16 protein-coding genes are annotated in these 16,902 nt (G+C 54.4%); 3 read left to right on the forward strand and 13 right to left on the reverse strand.

Annotation, left to right across the window (positions count from 1 at the left end):
- The first annotated feature begins 44 nt into the window (after window positions 1-44).
- The 3 genes from KF814_14210 to KF814_14220 all read left to right on the forward strand — a co-directional run bounded on the left by KF814_14210 (window position 45) and on the right by KF814_14220 (window position 3,622).
- Window positions 45-1,118, forward strand: coding sequence for an SGNH/GDSL hydrolase family protein (locus tag KF814_14210; GenBank protein MBX3237297.1), 1,074 nt, complete (start codon window positions 45-47; stop codon window positions 1,116-1,118).
- Window positions 1,115-2,515 (forward strand): MBOAT family protein, encoded by a 1,401-nt coding sequence (locus KF814_14215; protein ID MBX3237298.1) that lies wholly within the window; start codon window positions 1,115-1,117, stop codon window positions 2,513-2,515. The genes KF814_14210 and KF814_14215 overlap by 4 nt, the downstream gene beginning before the upstream one ends.
- Before the next feature lie 63 nt (window positions 2,516-2,578).
- Entirely contained in the window at window positions 2,579-3,622 is a 1,044-nt protein-coding gene (locus KF814_14220; GenBank protein MBX3237299.1) for an acyltransferase, read from the forward strand.
- Window positions 3,623-3,799: 177 nt separating this feature from the next.
- On the opposite strand, the gene KF814_14225 is transcribed toward KF814_14220, so the two are convergent.
- The 13 genes from KF814_14225 to KF814_14285 all read right to left on the reverse strand — a co-directional run bounded on the left by KF814_14225 (window position 3,800) and on the right by KF814_14285 (window position 16,901).
- On the reverse strand, window positions 3,800-5,011 hold the full coding sequence (locus KF814_14225; GenBank protein MBX3237300.1) for a glycosyltransferase family 2 protein: 1,212 nt from the start codon (window positions 5,009-5,011) through the stop codon (window positions 3,800-3,802).
- Window positions 5,012-5,020: 9 nt separating this feature from the next.
- Window positions 5,021-6,178: a glycosyltransferase gene (locus KF814_14230; GenBank protein ID MBX3237301.1), complete on the reverse strand. Its 1,158-nt coding sequence runs from the start codon at window positions 6,176-6,178 to the stop codon at window positions 5,021-5,023.
- Between the two features lie 83 nt (window positions 6,179-6,261).
- Window positions 6,262-7,320, reverse strand: a complete 1,059-nt coding sequence (locus KF814_14235) for a glycosyltransferase family 4 protein (GenBank protein ID MBX3237302.1) — start codon at window positions 7,318-7,320, stop codon at window positions 6,262-6,264.
- A gap of 184 nt (window positions 7,321-7,504) precedes the next feature.
- Entirely contained in the window at window positions 7,505-8,866 is a 1,362-nt protein-coding gene (locus KF814_14240; GenBank protein MBX3237303.1) for an O-antigen ligase family protein, read from the reverse strand.
- 45 nt (window positions 8,867-8,911) lie between these two features.
- Entirely contained in the window at window positions 8,912-9,658 is a 747-nt protein-coding gene (locus KF814_14245; protein ID MBX3237304.1) for a class I SAM-dependent methyltransferase, read from the reverse strand.
- A gap of 1 nt (window position 9,659) precedes the next feature.
- The gene (locus tag KF814_14250) at window positions 9,660-10,277 is read right to left on the reverse strand and encodes a low molecular weight phosphotyrosine protein phosphatase (GenBank protein MBX3237305.1); all 618 of its coding nucleotides are present in this window, start codon (window positions 10,275-10,277) and stop codon (window positions 9,660-9,662) included.
- Window positions 10,278-10,360: 83 nt separating this feature from the next.
- Window positions 10,361-11,548, reverse strand: coding sequence for an ATP-grasp domain-containing protein (locus KF814_14255; GenBank protein MBX3237306.1), 1,188 nt, complete (start codon window positions 11,546-11,548; stop codon window positions 10,361-10,363).
- Between the two features lie 104 nt (window positions 11,549-11,652).
- The gene (locus KF814_14260; GenBank protein ID MBX3237307.1) at window positions 11,653-12,711 is read right to left on the reverse strand and encodes a polysaccharide deacetylase family protein; all 1,059 of its coding nucleotides are present in this window, start codon (window positions 12,709-12,711) and stop codon (window positions 11,653-11,655) included.
- Between the two features lie 12 nt (window positions 12,712-12,723).
- A complete protein-coding gene (locus tag KF814_14265; GenBank protein MBX3237308.1) occupies window positions 12,724-12,876 on the reverse strand; it encodes a hypothetical protein in 153 nt (50 codons plus the stop codon).
- An 18-nt stretch (window positions 12,877-12,894) separates the two neighbouring features.
- Entirely contained in the window at window positions 12,895-13,305 is a 411-nt protein-coding gene (locus tag KF814_14270) for a hypothetical protein (protein ID MBX3237309.1), read from the reverse strand.
- A 95-nt stretch (window positions 13,306-13,400) separates the two neighbouring features.
- Complete coding sequence (locus KF814_14275) at window positions 13,401-14,540, reverse strand: glycosyltransferase family 2 protein (protein MBX3237310.1); 1,140 nt, start codon at window positions 14,538-14,540, stop codon at window positions 13,401-13,403.
- Between the two features lie 46 nt (window positions 14,541-14,586).
- Entirely contained in the window at window positions 14,587-15,864 is a 1,278-nt protein-coding gene (locus tag KF814_14280) for an aminotransferase class V-fold PLP-dependent enzyme (protein MBX3237311.1), read from the reverse strand.
- The gene (locus tag KF814_14285; protein ID MBX3237312.1) at window positions 15,861-16,901 is read right to left on the reverse strand and encodes a FemAB family PEP-CTERM system-associated protein; all 1,041 of its coding nucleotides are present in this window, start codon (window positions 16,899-16,901) and stop codon (window positions 15,861-15,863) included. Before KF814_14285 ends, KF814_14280 begins: the two co-directional genes overlap by 4 nt.
- Between the last annotated feature and the right edge of the window lies 1 nt (window position 16,902).

Consider the following 16,902-nt stretch of genomic DNA (forward strand, 5'->3'; position numbering starts at 1 on the left):
TTGAGCATAGGACACTCTCGACCCCACCCCCAAGGACAGCTCGTATGAGCTTCCACTTGTTGAAAATATTGTGGTGGGGCCTGTTTTTCCTGCTCGTCACCGAATTTGGACTGGAGTTCCGCGCCTACCAGCGGGGATTCGATACCCTTGCCTTCGGTACCTATCAACGGCAGGGGGACGAGCCCAATCCCCCTGCTCCCAACCCGACTGTCCTGCCGACCACACTCGGCGAACCGGTCGGAGACAAAAAGCCGGGAGAGATTCGATACTGGATCGCATCCTCCTCACACGCGGAAGACATTTATTTGAGCCGCGACCTGATTTTCCCAACCCGATTGGAAGGCTTGCTTCATGAGTCCGGCCAACAGGCCATCGTAGTCAACGCCAGCCATGCCGGGATGAATATTCAAGCCAACCAAGCCGATCTTGAAGCACGCGGAAATCGCATCCATCCTGACGTCGTCATCCTCTATCAGATGTCGACTCAGATCACTGAACTGTCGAAAATGTTCTTGTCACCGCGACGATCGGAGTCGACCAAAGGAAAAAACGCCGGGGCAGTACCCCCGCCTCCCCCAGCGCCAAACATGATCGTGAAGGTGTTCGAAAATACGTCCATTTATGCGCTCCTGAAAGGGAATCTCTCAAATCGCTTGGCGGGGCAACGGCTGCTGGCCGATAGTTTGGGAGAACAGGGAGACGCCGCATTCGAACAGCAGGTCGCCGCCTTCGTCAAAGCTGCAAGACAGATCGGCGCCGAGCCGGTTCTCTGCACATTTGCGACCAGCCATACGCGATCGCAGTTCCCGAATATTCCGAGCACGGTCGGCAGTTTCCTCTTTCGCTACAACTTGTACCTTTCCCTGATTGGATGGCTGGATACGGTCGAGCGCTTTAACCAGGTGATCCGCAGGATGGCGGCCACTGAACACCTACGACTGGTAGAACTGGATACGGTCTTGTCCGGCCGGGAGGAATACTTCCGCGACTTCGTACATTTCACCCCAGAGGGACATGCGCTGGTCGCCCAAACGATCTTCTCCCGACTCCGTCAAGAGTCCGCGCCGGGACTTCGGGTCGCCACCCCCAATGCCGGAGCGGACGGGCAAAGACCATGAATTTCAACTCCGTCGAATTTTTCGTGTTTTTCTCCAGCCTCCTCGTGCTCTATGCCCTGGCATTTCATCGCGTGCTCTGGCGAGACATGTTGTTGCTGGTGTCGAGCTACTTCTTTTACATGTGTTGGAATTGGAAGTATGCAGGACTGCTGGCTCTGTCCACCTGTGTCGACTATAGCGTGGGGCGTCTCCTTGATCGTGCCACAGACCCTCGGTCCAGGCGCTGGATCCTGATTATCAGTTTGACCTCGAACCTCGGGCTGCTGGCCCTGTTCAAGTACTACAATTTTTTCATGGACGTGGCGAAGCCCGCCGTTGCGGCGTTCGGGTGGGATCTCTCGTTCCTCCAGCACCAATTGCTGCTGCCAGTCGGGATCTCCTTCTACACGTTCCAGACAATGAGTTATACGATCGACGTATACCGCGGGGAACGTGTCCTTGAGCGCAGCTTTCTGAAATTCGCTGTGTTTGTGGCGTTCTTCCCGCAATTGATTGCAGGGCCTATCGTGCGCGCCCGGCAATTCCTCCCTCAGCTGCACCACCCGCCGACGGTGACCTTCGAGCGATTTCACAGCGGGCTCTTTCTCGTTTTCAAAGGCCTGTTTAAGAAGATCGTATTCGCCGATCTTCTGGCAGCGTTGGCCGTGGACAAGGTGTTCTCGGATCCGCTGAGCTTTTCCTCGTGGGACTTACTGATCGCGCTCTACGCTTATTCGTTCCAGATCTATTACGACTTTTCCGGATACAGCGACATTGCGATCGGCTTGGCCAGAATCCTGGGCTATGACCTTCCCCAGAACTTCAATCGGCCCTATCTCTCTCAGAACGCTCGCGAGTTTTGGACTCGCTGGCACATTTCGCTGTCGACCTGGCTGCGAGACTATCTGTATATTCCTCTCGGCGGAAACCGAGCAGCGCCGTGGCGGGTGAAACTCAACCTCATGCTGACGATGCTGCTGGGAGGTTTGTGGCACGGAGCCGCCATGCACTTCGTACTCTGGGGCGGATTTCATGGCCTGCTCCTGATGCTGACGCCCCAAAGAAGCCAATCGGGTCCTTCCCCGTCCTTCCTGGGAACAGTGCTGCGCCGGCTGGGATGCTTTCACCTGATTGCGTTCGGTTGGCTCCTCTTCCGCGTGCAAGATATGAAGAACTTTGTGGACTTTTTCGAGGGCTGCGCTCGATTGACGGTGGGGACTAGGCTCAGCGGAATCTTTTATCTCGTATTGTGTGCCGGCATCCTCTCTCACCTGTCCCCACTGGAACGACTCGAACGATTCGGCCAATGGTGGATTGCGCGGCCTATCCCCGTTCAGGCTGCCGCATATGCCGTGCTGTTGATATTCTATGCCGGCGTCACGCTTGAGGCCCCGGCGTTTATTTATTTTCAGTTCTAACGACTCCACCTACTCCCTCGTCTTCAGCCGGAGCACCCGACTAGACTGGTAAAAGGAATCACCGTGTTCCCCGGACAGCCCACACCGCCCTCCGCCAGACTCACATATCTGGACAATTTCCGTGGATTGGCGATCACCATGGTCGTGGCAACCCATGCATTGGGATATGCGCACCTGCCTGAGGATGAACAGCGTCGCATCGCCTGGATCGTTCAAACGATCGCCGTTCCGGTATTCTTCCTCGTTGACGGACTCCTCTTTTCCTTACGTCAGGGCGCCGGGATCGGATTTGACTATCGAGGGTATGTGGCCAAAAGCGCGCACCGGTTGCTGGTCCCGTGGGCGCTGTTCACTTTCCTCTACTGGGTACTTCGTCTCATCTTCGAACTTGTCGGAAGCGCACCGGCCCACATCCTCGTCGGACGCCCCTGGCAAGATTGGGTCTCGGCAATCTATCTGTCGGAATTCTCGAGCCAGATGTACTTCCTCCCATCCCTGTTCTTCATTCGCGCCGCCGCCCAACCGCTGCGCGCCTTCGCCCAATCCAGTCTCTCCACACGGACCGTGATTCTCATCCTGTATGTCGGCGCCTTCCATCTTCTGCCGATCCGCGGGTGGTTTTACCCGGGACTCGATCCCATCTACCATGCGCTCTGGGGTCTGCAATTCTATCTGATCGGACTCATGATACCGCTCGTAGCAGGACTCTTCACAAGCCATAGCCTGGCCGTCTCGCTCGCAACACTTTCGGGCGGAATCTTGCTGCCTGCGTATTCTGAACACATGGCCGTCCCGTCGCAATTCCTACTGCTGATTGGGAGCTACTCAGCATTCGCGTCTATCACCGCCCCGCTTCGGCTTCTTGCCATGCTCGGCCGATACACGATGGGGATTTACCTCCTGCATATTCCGTTGGTCATGAAGGGGATGGCCTCGGTGCTATCACGCGTTCTCCCGTCGACTTCACTCACCTTCTTTGCCTGTCTGACCCTTTCTTCGCTGACAATCTCCCTCCTCCTGACGAAGCTCCTTCTCCTATTTCCGCACGGCTATCGACTATTCGGTGAACAGCCGCAAGCCGACGATCCTAAGAATCGGACCCGTTAACACCGACAAACGCAAGTGGCTATACCCCGGTTCCGCGGTTACCGACGAGGCCAATGGGCAGCCGGGCGACACAAGTCGAGCGGCGCTCTGGAGATGCGCCACTACTCGGATGCGTCTTTGAGAGGTTGATTCGTATTCGTGGAGTGATGCGCCGCCGGAACGGCGGCGCAGAAGTGACTAACTTTTTCGTGAAGCTGAGTCGCGGAAGGTTCGTCCCCAGCCTTTTCGTCCGAACCCCAGCATGCCGAGAATCTCTATCCCAAGCCTCCAGGGCAGAAAGACAGCGATATAGGGAATCCCAGCAAGCGTCTTCAATGGGGACTCGGTCTGGAAGGCGCCCAGAAGAAAATATCCGCCGAGGGAAGCCAACACTACCAGCGACCAGGGCATCAAGAACCCCCAGCCTTCCACCTGACTGACCAGAAGACTGCAGACAGCAGAAAACACGGTCAGCGATGCCTGGCTAGAATAGTTGGGAGCGGCCAAGGTAATCGCCCCATCCACGAAATCAGGGCGCCTTTCGGATATGCCCCGTAGCAGCAAACGCTTTGCCCCATGCGTCATCACGGCATACCGACCTGTGGCCCACCGCAACCGCTGGCGGGAGGCTTGCTTCAGCCCCTTCGACTCCGTAGCAAACACTCGTGCCCACGGGTTGAAATGGATGCGGACGTTGTTCAGCAACAGCGACACGGAAAATTCCCAGTCTTCCGCTACAGAGAATGCCGACCAGCCATGTTGATCGACAATCTGCCGACTGAGACACATGCCGGTTCCACTGAGCATCGCCGACCAACCGAGGGCTTCTTTGCCTCCATAAAACAGAAAATTTCGGAGGACACTGGTTACGGCGATCACTCGCGTAAACGGAGTCTCCCACGGGTTGGACAGGTAGTTGTAGCCTTGCTGCACCTGCTGCCCCTTCGCGAGAGCATCATCAAAGGCGATCAACAGGTTGGCATCGGCGACACAGTCCGCATCGACGATCACCAGTGCATCGAACTCTTCACCGGCCGCCCGCAACTGCTGCATCGCCCATGACATGGCCGCACCTTTTCCACCCGGCCCGTCGTTCCTTTCCAAACAGAGAGCTCCCCCTTCACGGGCCACTTTCGCCGTCGCGTCGGCGCATCGATCCGCGATGACCACAATCCGAACCAGCGCCTTGGGGTAACGCAGCTGAGACAAGCTTCTCAATGTCGCCGGCAGACCATCTTCCTCATTGTGTGCGGGAATGAGAATGAGGAACTTGGTCCGGCGGTCGACCTGCTGTTCCTGCGGCCGACGCTGGGTCAACATTGCAACGATCGCGTGCAGCCATTGATACAACGCTACGAAGGAGATGACACCCAGCAGACAGACGCAGATGATGCCAAGAATAGTGGTCATAGCCCCTTCCTATGAACTGACGGTCTGTGGGATTGGAATGCGCAACCCCAGGTACATCGCGCTCGTACGCTCCGCCATGCGAGCGGCGCTGAATTCCTGCTCCACACGCGCACGCCCAGCCCTGCCAAGTAGCATGGATTTTTCAGCGTGTTCAATGAGATCTCTCAACGCATTGCTCAAGGCGACATCGTCACCCGATTGCACCAGGAGCCCGCACACCCCATGCTGAATCACTTCGGGGATCCCTCCAACATGAGTGGCCACCACGGGACGTCCCAATGCCATCGCCTCCAACAACGCCATGGGAATCCCCTCGTGTAACGAAGACAAAGCGAAGATGTCCATTGCGCATAGATAGTCGGGGACGTGTTCCTGGTGTCCCGCAAAGACGACGTGCAAATCCAAATTCAGCTCGCTCACCAGATGACGCAACTCGTGCTGCATTGGGCCATCCCCGACGAGCAATACGCGAACTCTGTAGCCATCCTGAATCAGCTGCTTCGCTGCCCGCACCAACCGATCAGGTGCTTTGACCGGAGACAACCGGCCCACGGCTCCGACGACAATATCCTCACGGCCAAACCCGAGTCGGAAGCGCACGTCATCGCGCTTGCGCTCGTCGTACTGCAAGGATTCCAGATCTACGCCGTTATGGATACATACGACGTGGTCCGCAGAATATTGCTTCGTCAACGCCACTTTGACATTCTCTGATACCGCCACAAACCGCCCAACCCGCCAACGACTGATGAACCCGTCAAGCAAGACATACGCCTTCATATTGAGCCCCTTCAGGCCCCGGAATGGCTCAGGCAATCCGTGTACCATCCGCACCACGGAAACTCCTCCGACAACCCAACTCGCCAGCGACGCAGCAATATTGTCCTTGTATTTGTGGGTATGAATAATGTGAGGGCGAAACTCCTTGAACCAGACTATCAGTTGTCGTATCAAGCCGAAGAAACCGACTCGAGACTCTTCGATGACTCGCACGGGTATGGAAAGCTTTCTCAATTCATCCGCCAGCTTTCCTTCGTTGAACAGCACGACCGAAAGGGAAAGGCGTTGGTCCTTCCTGAGGTATCGAATGAGCGTGGCGAGTTGCACTTCCGCCCCAGCCCAGAGATCACCCATGGCCACGTGACACACACGCAGGCGTTCACTCATTGTGAATCCATTTGCCCAACTCGGTATTGCTTCATGAACACGTGAGCCCTTCCCAACCGGACGTGGGGCCAGATGCCTCACCGTTATCGAGGGGTCGAATCCGGCAACAATTCGTCGTACAGCGCCTGATAGCTACGGACCATTTCTCCGACGCTAAACTCAGCTCTCGCTCTCTGGTAAGCCCTAGCCCCCATCCCCAGCGCCAGCCGCGGTTGAAGCAACAATTGCTCCAGGCCGGAGGCTAGAGAAGACGAGCTTTCCGAGTCCACCAGAATGCCGGTCTTTCCATGTTCGATCAGCTCAGGATTTCCCCCAACACGAGTGGCGACGACCGGCTTCCCTGCCATCATGGCCTCGATGATGGCCATAGACAGCCCTTCTGACAGGGAGGACATCACAAAGATATCCATTATCGCCAACAACCTCGGCACGTCATCACGCAACCCCAAGAACTGCACTTTGTGGTCAATTTTCAACTCTGCGGCCTGCGCCTTGAGCGCCATATCCAAATCCCCTCGACCAACTACCAGCAACGTGGTTTTCGGATGGCGTTTGAGGATCGACGCGAAGGCCTCAAGCAAAAAGCGGTGCCCCTTTACCGCATAAAGACTCCCGACCACCCCAAGAACTCGCTCGTCTGGGAGGATACCCAGGAGACGTCGACACACGGCGGTATCCTCACGGGAAACCTCCACCGGGATCGAGACTCCATTATGCACCACACGGAGTCTCTTCGGATCGATACCGACCTTATCCGCGATAAAATCCTTCAGCTCATGGGAGACAGCCACCATCTGCCCCCAGCGGCTGACAAGCCTGTACGCCAACCGGCGGCGGATTTTCATCCAATAGTAGTGCTTCCCATGAACAGTGGCTACCATCGGCACGCCAGAGAGTTTTGCGACGAGTGCGCCCTGGACATTAGCGTCAAATTCATGAGCATGGATCAACTGGACTCGCTTCTCACGGACGAGTTTCCAACAGGCTTGCATCCAGGCCCCATGCAGAGGGCCTCCCGCGGGAAGCACGTGCGTTTCCACATCCCGCTGCTCACATTCTCCTTTGATCCAACCCGAGCGAAACAATCCGACAATCGGTTTGAAGCGCGCACGATCCAGGCCGGCAGCAAGTGACGCGATCATACGCTCGGCCCCACCCGGCCCACTGCTGCTGGATAGGAACAATACCGGGATCGGATCTATCGGTGCCATCGTAGAAAGGCGTGCACTGATATGATTAGTTGACATTCGTGGGATAGAGCGCTGTCAGGAACCGGCGACAGCCGCCTCCACCTCTTTACGGGAGACCGCAGTGACCCGATGCCAACTATGTGGCACCCCGCCGGAATCGCTGGGATGATTGGACAGGACGTCGCAGTTGGGTTACTGGTGCCGGTGTTGACTCATGCCCCACCAGGTGAGTCGTAGTATTTCTCAAAGCCACGATCAATCCACTCATAATCCAGAACGTCGGATAATACAACGTCGAGATAAAAGTGCTTGTGATGAGATACCCGATAAGTGCCCCGAGCATCGCATTGCCAAACCAGGTAATCTTGTCCAGAGTCAACTTTTCAGCCTGTGCACTCGGTCTAAGGCCTATTCGCTTTCGAAAACTTAGCCAGTAGGACGTTCGCACATCACGGTAGTTTAGATAGATGATCGAGAAGAAAATTCCAAATCCTACCAAGCCTAACTCCGGAAGCAAGGTAAAATACAGAGAATGGGCCTGACGGCCGGCTAACGACTTCGACTGCCATGTCCGTCCTCCAAGGTACTCACCTATGGTCCATGGGAAATTGCCCTGGCCGACTCCTACGATAGGATTAGCCAAAAACATTTCCCAGCCGATTCCCCAAGTAAACATACGTTGTCCCGCAGTGCCGACTTCGGTTGTCTTGTCGTCGGTAATCGTTGCGATGCGCTCCCAGTACTCTTCCGGGGCAGTCATGGCTACTACCACAGCCAGGCACACAACAAGCGCCAAGGAGCGCATCTTGGCGGGCGAATAGAACCAACAGAACGTACCGACCACCAGCAAACCGATGAACCCACCACGAGAAAAAGTAGACATTGACGATAGGACCAACACACCAAGCACGATTAAATAGAGGATTTTTTCTTTGGCGGTCTTTGAGCCCTGAAACAGGAAAAAGGCAAACGGTACCGCCACGTTCATTTCCATGCCGAAATCATTCTCATCCCCGAGCCAACCACCGATACCGCGGCCGGAATGCAGCAAACCGTTCACGGCCAACACACTGTGAACCGCCAACCATACCACCATCACAACTTGCATACGCTCAGTTGTGTTCACAAAGGCCACGATGCCCAGAAACAGGAAAAAATATAGCGTCATGTCTTTAAAGACCATAAACGCATAGTAGTTGTTGTTTGCGAATGGCACCCAGCAGGCCATGACCCCTAGCAGCGTGAGCCAAAGCTTGCCTTGCATATTCGCCAAGCTAGACTTGCCCCATAGCAAAACTGATCCCGCAATGGCCACATCAATCAACGTGGGGAAGGGAATGATTTTCAGCGGAGGAAAGAAATCCTGAGGCCGCCCGAATTCAAACAATAGCGCCAGCAGCACCAGGTAGAACCCAACCTTCGGCGCCTCTGGGGCCGCCTGCCCCACAGGCATTCCCTGCGCTGCAGGACGCGGCCACTGGCGTGCAACCGTTGCCATCTTCCGTTATGCTCCCAATTCAATCCAAGGATGGGACACGGTCGTTCACGCAACCTTCCTCAAGGCCACGATCATGTTAGTCCTCAAGGAACGCATCGGCTCAGTCATGAGCAGTTTGATCCACAACAACTCCAAAGCGGCCAACGGAGGCACCATTGCAAAAATCGCATCCGTGGCCAAAAGGTCCAGTTGCACGACCTCAAATCCGTGTTTTTGGGCCAGTTCGCGGACCTGCACCTCGGTGTTTGCCTTGTAGTGAGTTTCAAAGACATCATGCTCCTGCCGCCCCTCCAGCAAGTAGATCAACTTACCCTTCAAGAACTCAGGAACGAACCGAGACAGTACAACACCATAACCGTAGGCATTTGGAGTATGAAATAGAAACACTCCCTTCGGGCGAAGGATCCGATTAATTTCCTTGAACTGTTCCCCTGGGTTGTCTAGATGCTCGACCACCATGTTGGCCGAAGCCAAATCGAACGATTCACTCTTGAATGGCAAGCGTGTAATGTCCCCTCTCAACTTCTTTGTAATATTGTGATGCGCCTTGAGGGAGGGCAAGTCGTAATCGATCCCAAAAATGGCTTTGCACGTCTTCACCAATTGGCGCTCCTCATTTGCACGCCAACTGGGCAGGATCGAATGCCCGCAGCCGATCTCGACCCAGGACACGGCTGGAGACACATGACGTTTGAGCGTATCCTCGTAGTAGTACTGGGAATACCGTAGCGTCGGAACGAGGACTCTCCGCATCGTCCAATATATGTTGAATAACCTCGATCGTAGACTCATTTCACCTCCGCCCCCTGTTCAACATGCCCTGTTCCGACTCATCGCTCCTGAGTTGATCTGGTGTTTCACCGATGACACTCCCTGGAAGCTGGCCTGTTTCGATTCTTAAGACAAGCTTGTCACAGGCCGCCTTCACAAGAGCCAGGCATTGCTCGAAATCCTGCACCGTACCACTATACGGATCCGCAACCTCTGCCACAGACTGATCATAAAACTGACGCAGGAGAAATACTTTCTCCGCCGCGTCTGGATAGAGTCGCACCAATCGTCGACGCTGCCGCCACTCCATGACTAAAATCAAACTGGCACGGTCTACCTGGTCCTTATGGAGTGGGGTCGTGGCGTGGGATGTCAGGGAAAGTCCGTGTTGTGACCCAACAAGCTGAGCAAACGGATGCGCGGGCTTGCCAAGCGAGGTCTCAAGCCCAGCCGACTCAACCTTCGCCGCGATGCCCCGAATACCCAGCCGCTGTCTGAGATAAGCCTCAGCCAATGGGCTTCGGCATATATTTCCTTTACACACGACGAGGATGGTGCCAACTCGTTTGGGAAACGACTGTCGCGTATACAGAATCATGCGACGGATGAGCCCCAATCCTAGCCCCACCCCCCGCTTCACCGACCTGGCTACCCTTCTCGCCGAACTTGGCGTAACAGCCGACGACTTCTCTGTCACACCCTCAGACATGGCCACCACCATCATCAACGCAATTTCGCATAGCGAAGAACCTCATGTACGCTCGGTCCCGGATCACCGAACCGCTCAACTTCACAAAATGTATTTTTGTCCATAAAGTTCAAAAAAGAAAGCACTGTCCGCCATTTCGATTGCATTCCTGGCGATAACTGTTTCACTTGGTCATTTTTGAATATTCGCATTAACAGATGATCAAGATCCCCAAGTACCCAGCGTGAACGAACCCCGACGCGGTACCCTTCGGAGGGAACAGCTTCGGGCTTGCCCATGGCTGCTTTTAATAGCAGCAGTGGAAAATTAATTCCCGCATCGATAGCTAGTTGAAGTGATCCCCAGAAGCGTCCGTTAATTTCCATCAAATATGGCACCTTGGTTTCCACGTCTTGCTTGAATTCGACCATGGCTACCCCATTCCATCGCACATGTGCCATGAGCGCCAAGGCTGAATCCACCATCTGCTTGGATGGGACAATGCTTTCCCTCAGAACGCTCACGCCGCCTGAGGGCGGGCGTTCCCGAAGCCGACGATGACCGAACAGGCCCAGGAGCTTCCCCTTGTCCATAAGCAGAAATAAGCCGCAGCCCTCGCCGACGATACGGCGTTGGATCATCGAAGGGCGCTTGAGGTATGGGTGATCTCTGTAGACCCGAAGAAGTTCTTCGCGCGACCCCGCATACCGCACACTCGTTTTGGCCCACCGCCCCCGCTCAAGTACAAGCGAACAACCCGGCTTTACAACAACTGGGAATTCCTCAATCTCAGCAATTACTCGCTCAACATCACCATCTGGAACGAAAATGGTGTCAGGAACCGGCACCCCGTGATCAATAGCAAACTGCGTTAGGCGATACTTATCTGACACAAAGTCAAAATCCTCCGCAGAGGGAATTGGCACGTGCACATGGCTCTCGAATTGGCCCTTGGCTGGAGAAATTATGTGCATCGCGAGATCGGACATGGGGAACACTGCGTTAACCTCAGAATTCCGTGCCATATCAACAAGACACCTCAGGTACCGATCTGGGTCGGTGTACGGCGACGGGTAAACAAACCGCTTCGTGCAATATCGTGATGCACCAGCCAGCGACCGTATGGTTTCCGCACCGACGACAATCTCGACGCCTGAGGAACCCAATGCCCGCGTGACGGCGAGCGTCGCCCGCTCATCGCCGTCTGTCAGCAGTACGCGCATGGGTAGACCTTTTCATGCCCCTCACACAGTTTCATTCGCGCCCTGCAATACTGAGGAAGATCCCTGCCAGTGCAGGAATGAGATGCCACAACTTCTGGTCCCAATTACGCTGCAGCCGGTAGCGGACCAAACATTCGGAAGGCAAATAGTGGAATTGTATAGCTAATGTCGTCGTGAATTCCGACACGGGGAATGTTAAACCAGTTGGCAGGCCGGTCACCGCCAATTCCAGGTCCCACACCCACCGCCGCCTCATATCCACATTCGCGAGCTAATCGCTGAACCGTCTCGTTGCTATTCCCATTCGGATAGCAAAATATAGGTGTGTAGGAGGCTCCGGATTCGAGCAAGACACGGCGGGAGTGGGACAACTCTTGCACAACCTGATCATTCGGCAGCGAAGTCATGATACGGTGGGAACACGAATGCGATCCGAATGTCAGCCCAAACTGTGACATCTCCCGGACTTCTTCCCAATTTACAATCACCCGATTAGTTGGAAGTGGGACATCGAAACTGCACGCAAGACTTTCGATCAGTTGCTGAGTTCGTTCGGGAGGAATCGTCTTACAGTGCTCGATCAATTGGTCAGCGAAGCCAGATTTCCCAATTGGCCCATCCGGCAAAGTGATCGGCTGCCCCCCGAAGTACTCATCAAGCACTGCACGCATCTGACTTTCCGCTTCACCGGAATTGGATTTATCCGACACAGCACCGATTACTCTTGCGAGCAAGTCCGGCCAAAACCACCGGGCAGTTCCGACAAAATCGGTAGGGAGAAAAACCGTGGCGGGAACTCCAAGCTCCTTCAGTACAGGATAGGCATGGAGGTAGTTGTCCTGCCACCCATCGTCAAACGTCACCGCGCAGTAGGTCGCTTTTGTGTCCAACTGGGAGCACTGCCATAAGCGTACGAGCTCACCCAACGGAACGACGGTAAAATGGGACCGGACAAACTCCATTTGCCGGCGAAATACGACATCCCGAACATACATTCCCGCTTGTATCGACTCTTCGCAAAGATTCTCAGTCGACAGCACACGGTGATACATCAGGATGATGACTTTTCCCCGATGGCGCCAGCGGTGCATCTGGGCTGCATAGGACAAGCCTGCCGCACCCAACCGCATAACAGCTTTTAGCTTTTGATTGAGGTTCCTCACCGGCAACACTGTTCAAAACAAGGTATAGATGAATGGGGCTACCGCCGACCCTTGAGTCAACACGATGAGACTCCCGAGCAGGACCAGCATCACAATGATCGGGAGCAGCCAAAATTTCTTCCGCTCTTTCATGAATGCCCACAATTCCTGAAGAAAATCCCCCATCGTCGCCTCCATCCCCTCCTAGAATTGCCGAGTCATATGGGTACGTGGGCGCGCCTCACGAACAACACGGTATGTCTCGGCATCTCGCGTCAATGCACGCCGCATTGAATCCCATCCGAACAGTCGCATCACCATTCCCATAGGTGTGATCAATCCAAAGTAGAGAATACCCAAAATGATCCTGGTATTTATCGCCCCCAGAACATGGCCCACCTTCATCCAAACCTTGAAGACAGGGGCAAGAAGGCTTGGGGCCAGTAGCCCCAATGGTACTAGTAAGGCGGCAGGAACCAAAGCCCATAGTCGAATCGACTCACCGTAACGTATCGCGGGCCAAGAGCCGATCAGGGCAAACACACCCCCGACGAGAAGACCAAACTTTCGTAACTCCTTGCTGTTCGGTGCGATATCAACGTCAGCAGTTCCCATGATTGCTCCCAGGAGAGCCGATTCTCCTGCCTCCCTAGACCAGTACTATGCACTGCATAGGCTTGATACTCGTTGTGTCAATAACCACACAAGAGTCACCGCTTGGAAGGATCCCATCGGAATATGCGTTCACCCTTGAAATATCTGATCCAAGCATCAAGAATCGATAGGTTAACAAGCACAAAGAAAGCGGGAAGCTTCAGAATCCGCCGCAATGGAAATTTTTCCAGCCATACATAAATCAGCGTGCCCGCATACAAGAGGATCTGACAGCCCAAGAGGGCGCGGTAAACATCTGAATGAATCGCCAGTATTCCATTCGCCGCAAAGGCCATGATCAGCGCAAAAGGAACAAGCCATCGACAAAGCTTGTGACTGAACAGTTGCCATGCGAACAACCCATGCTTGAACGGGTTTAACAATGGCAGGCTCCTCATGAGCACGGCAATCCCTCTTAAGATCGTCCGTACTTTTCGCTGGTACTCTCGCTTTTCATCTGAAATACTCTTGTAATATCCAATGCTTGCGCTATCAGAGACCCCACGGAGCCCGCACTTCACGGAATTGAGAAGGGTATTGAAGTCGCTCTGAAGGTCTTCCGCCCAAGGAGAACAGACTTCTCGCCTGGCAGCAAAGAATGAGCCGCTTAATCCCACCAACGAGTTCACTCGGCTTTCCAGATTCCGAAGGGCCATTTCGTATCGGACATAAGCCCCCTCCCCGCTCAACTTTCCATCAGCATCGAGAAACCGATCCACGCTGCTCACGCAACCAACGGTTGGATCATGAAAGGGCCTGACAATCGTTGCGATTCCATCGGGCGACAAGGCCGTCGCAACATCAGAAAATACCAGAACCTCTCCACTGGTCTGTGCCACGGCCAGCTTCTGGGCAGCTTCTTTTCCTTTCCGTTCAGACGCTCTGATGAGACGGACACCCCGTTCGGCATACGACAGAACTATTTCATCTGTTTTGTCATTCGAACAATCGGAGGCTATGACAATTTCAAGCCGTTCTTGCGGGTAGACTTGTTGTAGTGAATTTTCAATCTTCTCTCTGATCCTTGATTCTTCATTAAATGCAGTAATGATGAAAGAGACGCGCGGATAAACAGCACCACTCATAACCGGTCGATTTCTGGCGAGGGAGAGGGCCCACAAAGCAAGGAGATATCCTGCATAGGCGTAGGACACAAAGAACACCGCCCCCCAAAACAGCCATTCCACCAGCATCATCAAATCATCCAACCGTTAGCCTGTGGGCAAGAGATAACTGGGGTCTTCAACGACTGGCTCCCGACATACCAGACTTGGCAGGTTGAGGTGCCTCGTCGGCAGATACCCCCTCCACCTTTACCGAACGCCACGGGATATCTACAAATAGCTGGCAGACCCGTGCAAGATCTTGTTCCGTCACCCACTCATGTGTAGGTAGGGTCACTACTCGACTAGCTAACTCTCTAGCCTGCGGAACTTCGCTCCCCTGCGTCCACTCCGACAATTCTGGAACATCGCCTAAGCAAGTTGGGTAGGACCCACTGACACCCAGTCCGCATTGAGTCGCCGCTTCACAGACTGCAAGTTTGGCTTGGGCGTTCGGCAATAATACAGGAAGCCTGAGCACAACACCTTGCTTAGAGTGATCCGTCGGCAAGAGGAATCCACCAATCCGAGAAAACCACTTCGTGTAATATGCTCCGCGAGAGAGGCGGGCCCCCGAAGTAGATTCCAGCCTTCGTTTCCACCCGTGCAATAGCCCGCATCGGATTGGGTCCATGCGGAACATCGGAAAATCTTTATAGAATTTGGTTTCCCCTATGCGAAGGAATGGCAAACCCGAAGGCAGCCAGAACAATTCCGGCCGCATGAATAGCTGCATGAGGGCCACTTCCAGAAAATTTTTGAATGCCGCAACGGTCGTTTCTTCAGGCAACCGCTGATACTGCTCCTCAATCGCTTTTCCAATACGTTCATCATTGGATAGTATTACGCCACCAGACCCGCATGAGACGTTCTTTCCCCTTCCGAAGCTTAGGAACGATACATCCCCGAGCGTCCCAATCTGGGCACCATTCGATTTTCCTCCAAACGCCTGAGCTGCATCTTCAAGCACAAATGCTCCATGAGGTCGGCAAATCTCTCGTACGCGCTTTACATCAGAAATACAGCCATAGAGATGTGTCGGCAAGACACATAGGGTGTCGGAGTCAACCATGCGAGCCAAGCGGCTCCAATCAAAATCAAGGGTCTCCAGTTCCACATCGCATAACCGGATCGTAAGCTCAGCACGCCGTACAGCAGATGGCACCGAGAAGCAGGTATATCCCGGCAACACGACCTGCCGTCTCCCGGAAAGTTGGTGCAGCGCGAGAAGTATGGTTGTAAGCGCCGCTTTCCCAGACGAGACAAAAAGGGCATGACGTACGCCGAAAAAGGCGCGAAACTGCTCCTCGAGCTTGAAACGCGTTTCGCTCGGACGAAGGAGCCCAGCAAGCCCTGCGGCAAGATCTCTCCAACTCAGTGGAGCTGCGGAAGGGGGAAGGGTCCGTTGGCATTTCATGGGAGATATTTCACAATGCGAGGACCAAGTGCATTTGCAATTGGAATAGGCAACCGTTGCCAGACACGGATTGCTAAATCGAATTTCGGATTCTGCGGATTCAGCTGAGGAATGGCTTTCCCATCCCGAACCCAGTAATACCAGTATAGTTGGTGTGGTTTTGCGCCCCACTGCTCCTTAAATCGATAGGTCCCGCTATCCGGAGTGGATCGGCCAAAATCAAAGACACTATACCCCCGTTGACAGGCATGTTCCAGCACCGACCCGTATAGCAGCATATTGGGGGAAAGTCGGTTAAATCTTCGATCAGCCGCAGCCCAAGGGATTTCCAGAATGGATCCGAAGCCGTAGAGAAACCCTGCGGAAACCGGGATCTTCTCATGATAGACGACACAGAGCCGAGCATCATCGGGAAAGGCCTCGAGGATATTTTGAAACCACATCCTGGGATACACCGGAGTTCCCAAATCTCTCATGCACCTCGAGAAGACGGAGTAGAAATCGTCGAGTCGGTCGAGTGCCCCAAACTCGACGATCATTCCTTCCTTTTGGGCTCGCCGCACCTGACTTCTCAGTTTTGAGGGGAATGCTTGCCACAGCTGCTCAAAGCTATCAGGCAGCGCCAAGCGCATGGACACCTTCCGCTCACTCGCCGTCCAATTTGTTGTGCTTTTGGCGTCCTGCCGACACTCGATATGCTTCACGCCCAACGCATTGGCTTGCTCAATGGCCGCAGCCTCCAGTTGGCTTTGAACCTGGTCAGATTCCGCCAGAATGCCGCCATAGTTAACGAAGGAAAGGGACACAAGAAATCGCCCAAACATCGGGCTCGACTGAAAAACCAGCGGAAGAATGCCCTTGATAACCCCTTGGTCATCCTGAGCTAATAAATACCGAGTGGCATGGCCAAACACCGTTTCGACAATCCCTCGCCATCCCGATAGATGATATCCGGAAGCCTGCGGAGACGCGAGAACGTACCGATCCCACGCTCGAAGGTCGTCAGCTGAACGGCCCAAACATGCGGTGGAAATCATA

It is taken from the genome of Nitrospiraceae bacterium (genome assembly GCA_019637075.1).
In the GTDB taxonomy this organism is placed as follows: Bacteria; Nitrospirota; Nitrospiria; order Nitrospirales; family Nitrospiraceae; genus JAHBWI01.

Bases quoted from the DNA above. Each gene is read 5' to 3' on its own strand.
- KF814_14210 (MBX3237297.1), top strand. From the start codon at position 45: ATGAGCTTCCACTTGTTGAAAATATTGTGGTGGGGCCTGTTTTTCCTG.
- KF814_14215 (MBX3237298.1), top strand. From the start codon at position 1,115: ATGAATTTCAACTCCGTCGAATTTTTCGTGTTTTTCTCCAGCCTCCTC.
- KF814_14225 (MBX3237300.1), bottom strand. From the start codon at position 5,011: ATGACCACTATTCTTGGCATCATCTGCGTCTGTCTGCTGGGTGTCATC.
- KF814_14230 (MBX3237301.1), bottom strand. From the start codon at position 6,178: ATGAGTGAACGCCTGCGTGTGTGTCACGTGGCCATGGGTGATCTCTGG.
- KF814_14235 (MBX3237302.1), bottom strand. From the start codon at position 7,320: ATGATCGCGTCACTTGCTGCCGGCCTGGATCGTGCGCGCTTCAAACCG.
- KF814_14240 (MBX3237303.1), bottom strand. From the start codon at position 8,866: ATGGCAACGGTTGCACGCCAGTGGCCGCGTCCTGCAGCGCAGGGAATG.
- KF814_14245 (MBX3237304.1), bottom strand. From the start codon at position 9,658: ATGAGTCTACGATCGAGGTTATTCAACATATATTGGACGATGCGGAGA.
- KF814_14255 (MBX3237306.1), bottom strand. From the start codon at position 11,548: ATGCGCGTACTGCTGACAGACGGCGATGAGCGGGCGACGCTCGCCGTC.
- KF814_14265 (MBX3237308.1), bottom strand. From the start codon at position 12,876: ATGGGGGATTTTCTTCAGGAATTGTGGGCATTCATGAAAGAGCGGAAG.
- KF814_14270 (MBX3237309.1), bottom strand. From the start codon at position 13,305: ATGGGAACTGCTGACGTTGATATCGCACCGAACAGCAAGGAGTTACGA.
- KF814_14275 (MBX3237310.1), bottom strand. From the start codon at position 14,540: ATGATGCTGGTGGAATGGCTGTTTTGGGGGGCGGTGTTCTTTGTGTCC.
- KF814_14280 (MBX3237311.1), bottom strand. From the start codon at position 15,864: ATGAAATGCCAACGGACCCTTCCCCCTTCCGCAGCTCCACTGAGTTGG.
- KF814_14285 (MBX3237312.1), bottom strand. From the start codon at position 16,901: ATGATTTCCACCGCATGTTTGGGCCGTTCAGCTGACGACCTTCGAGCG.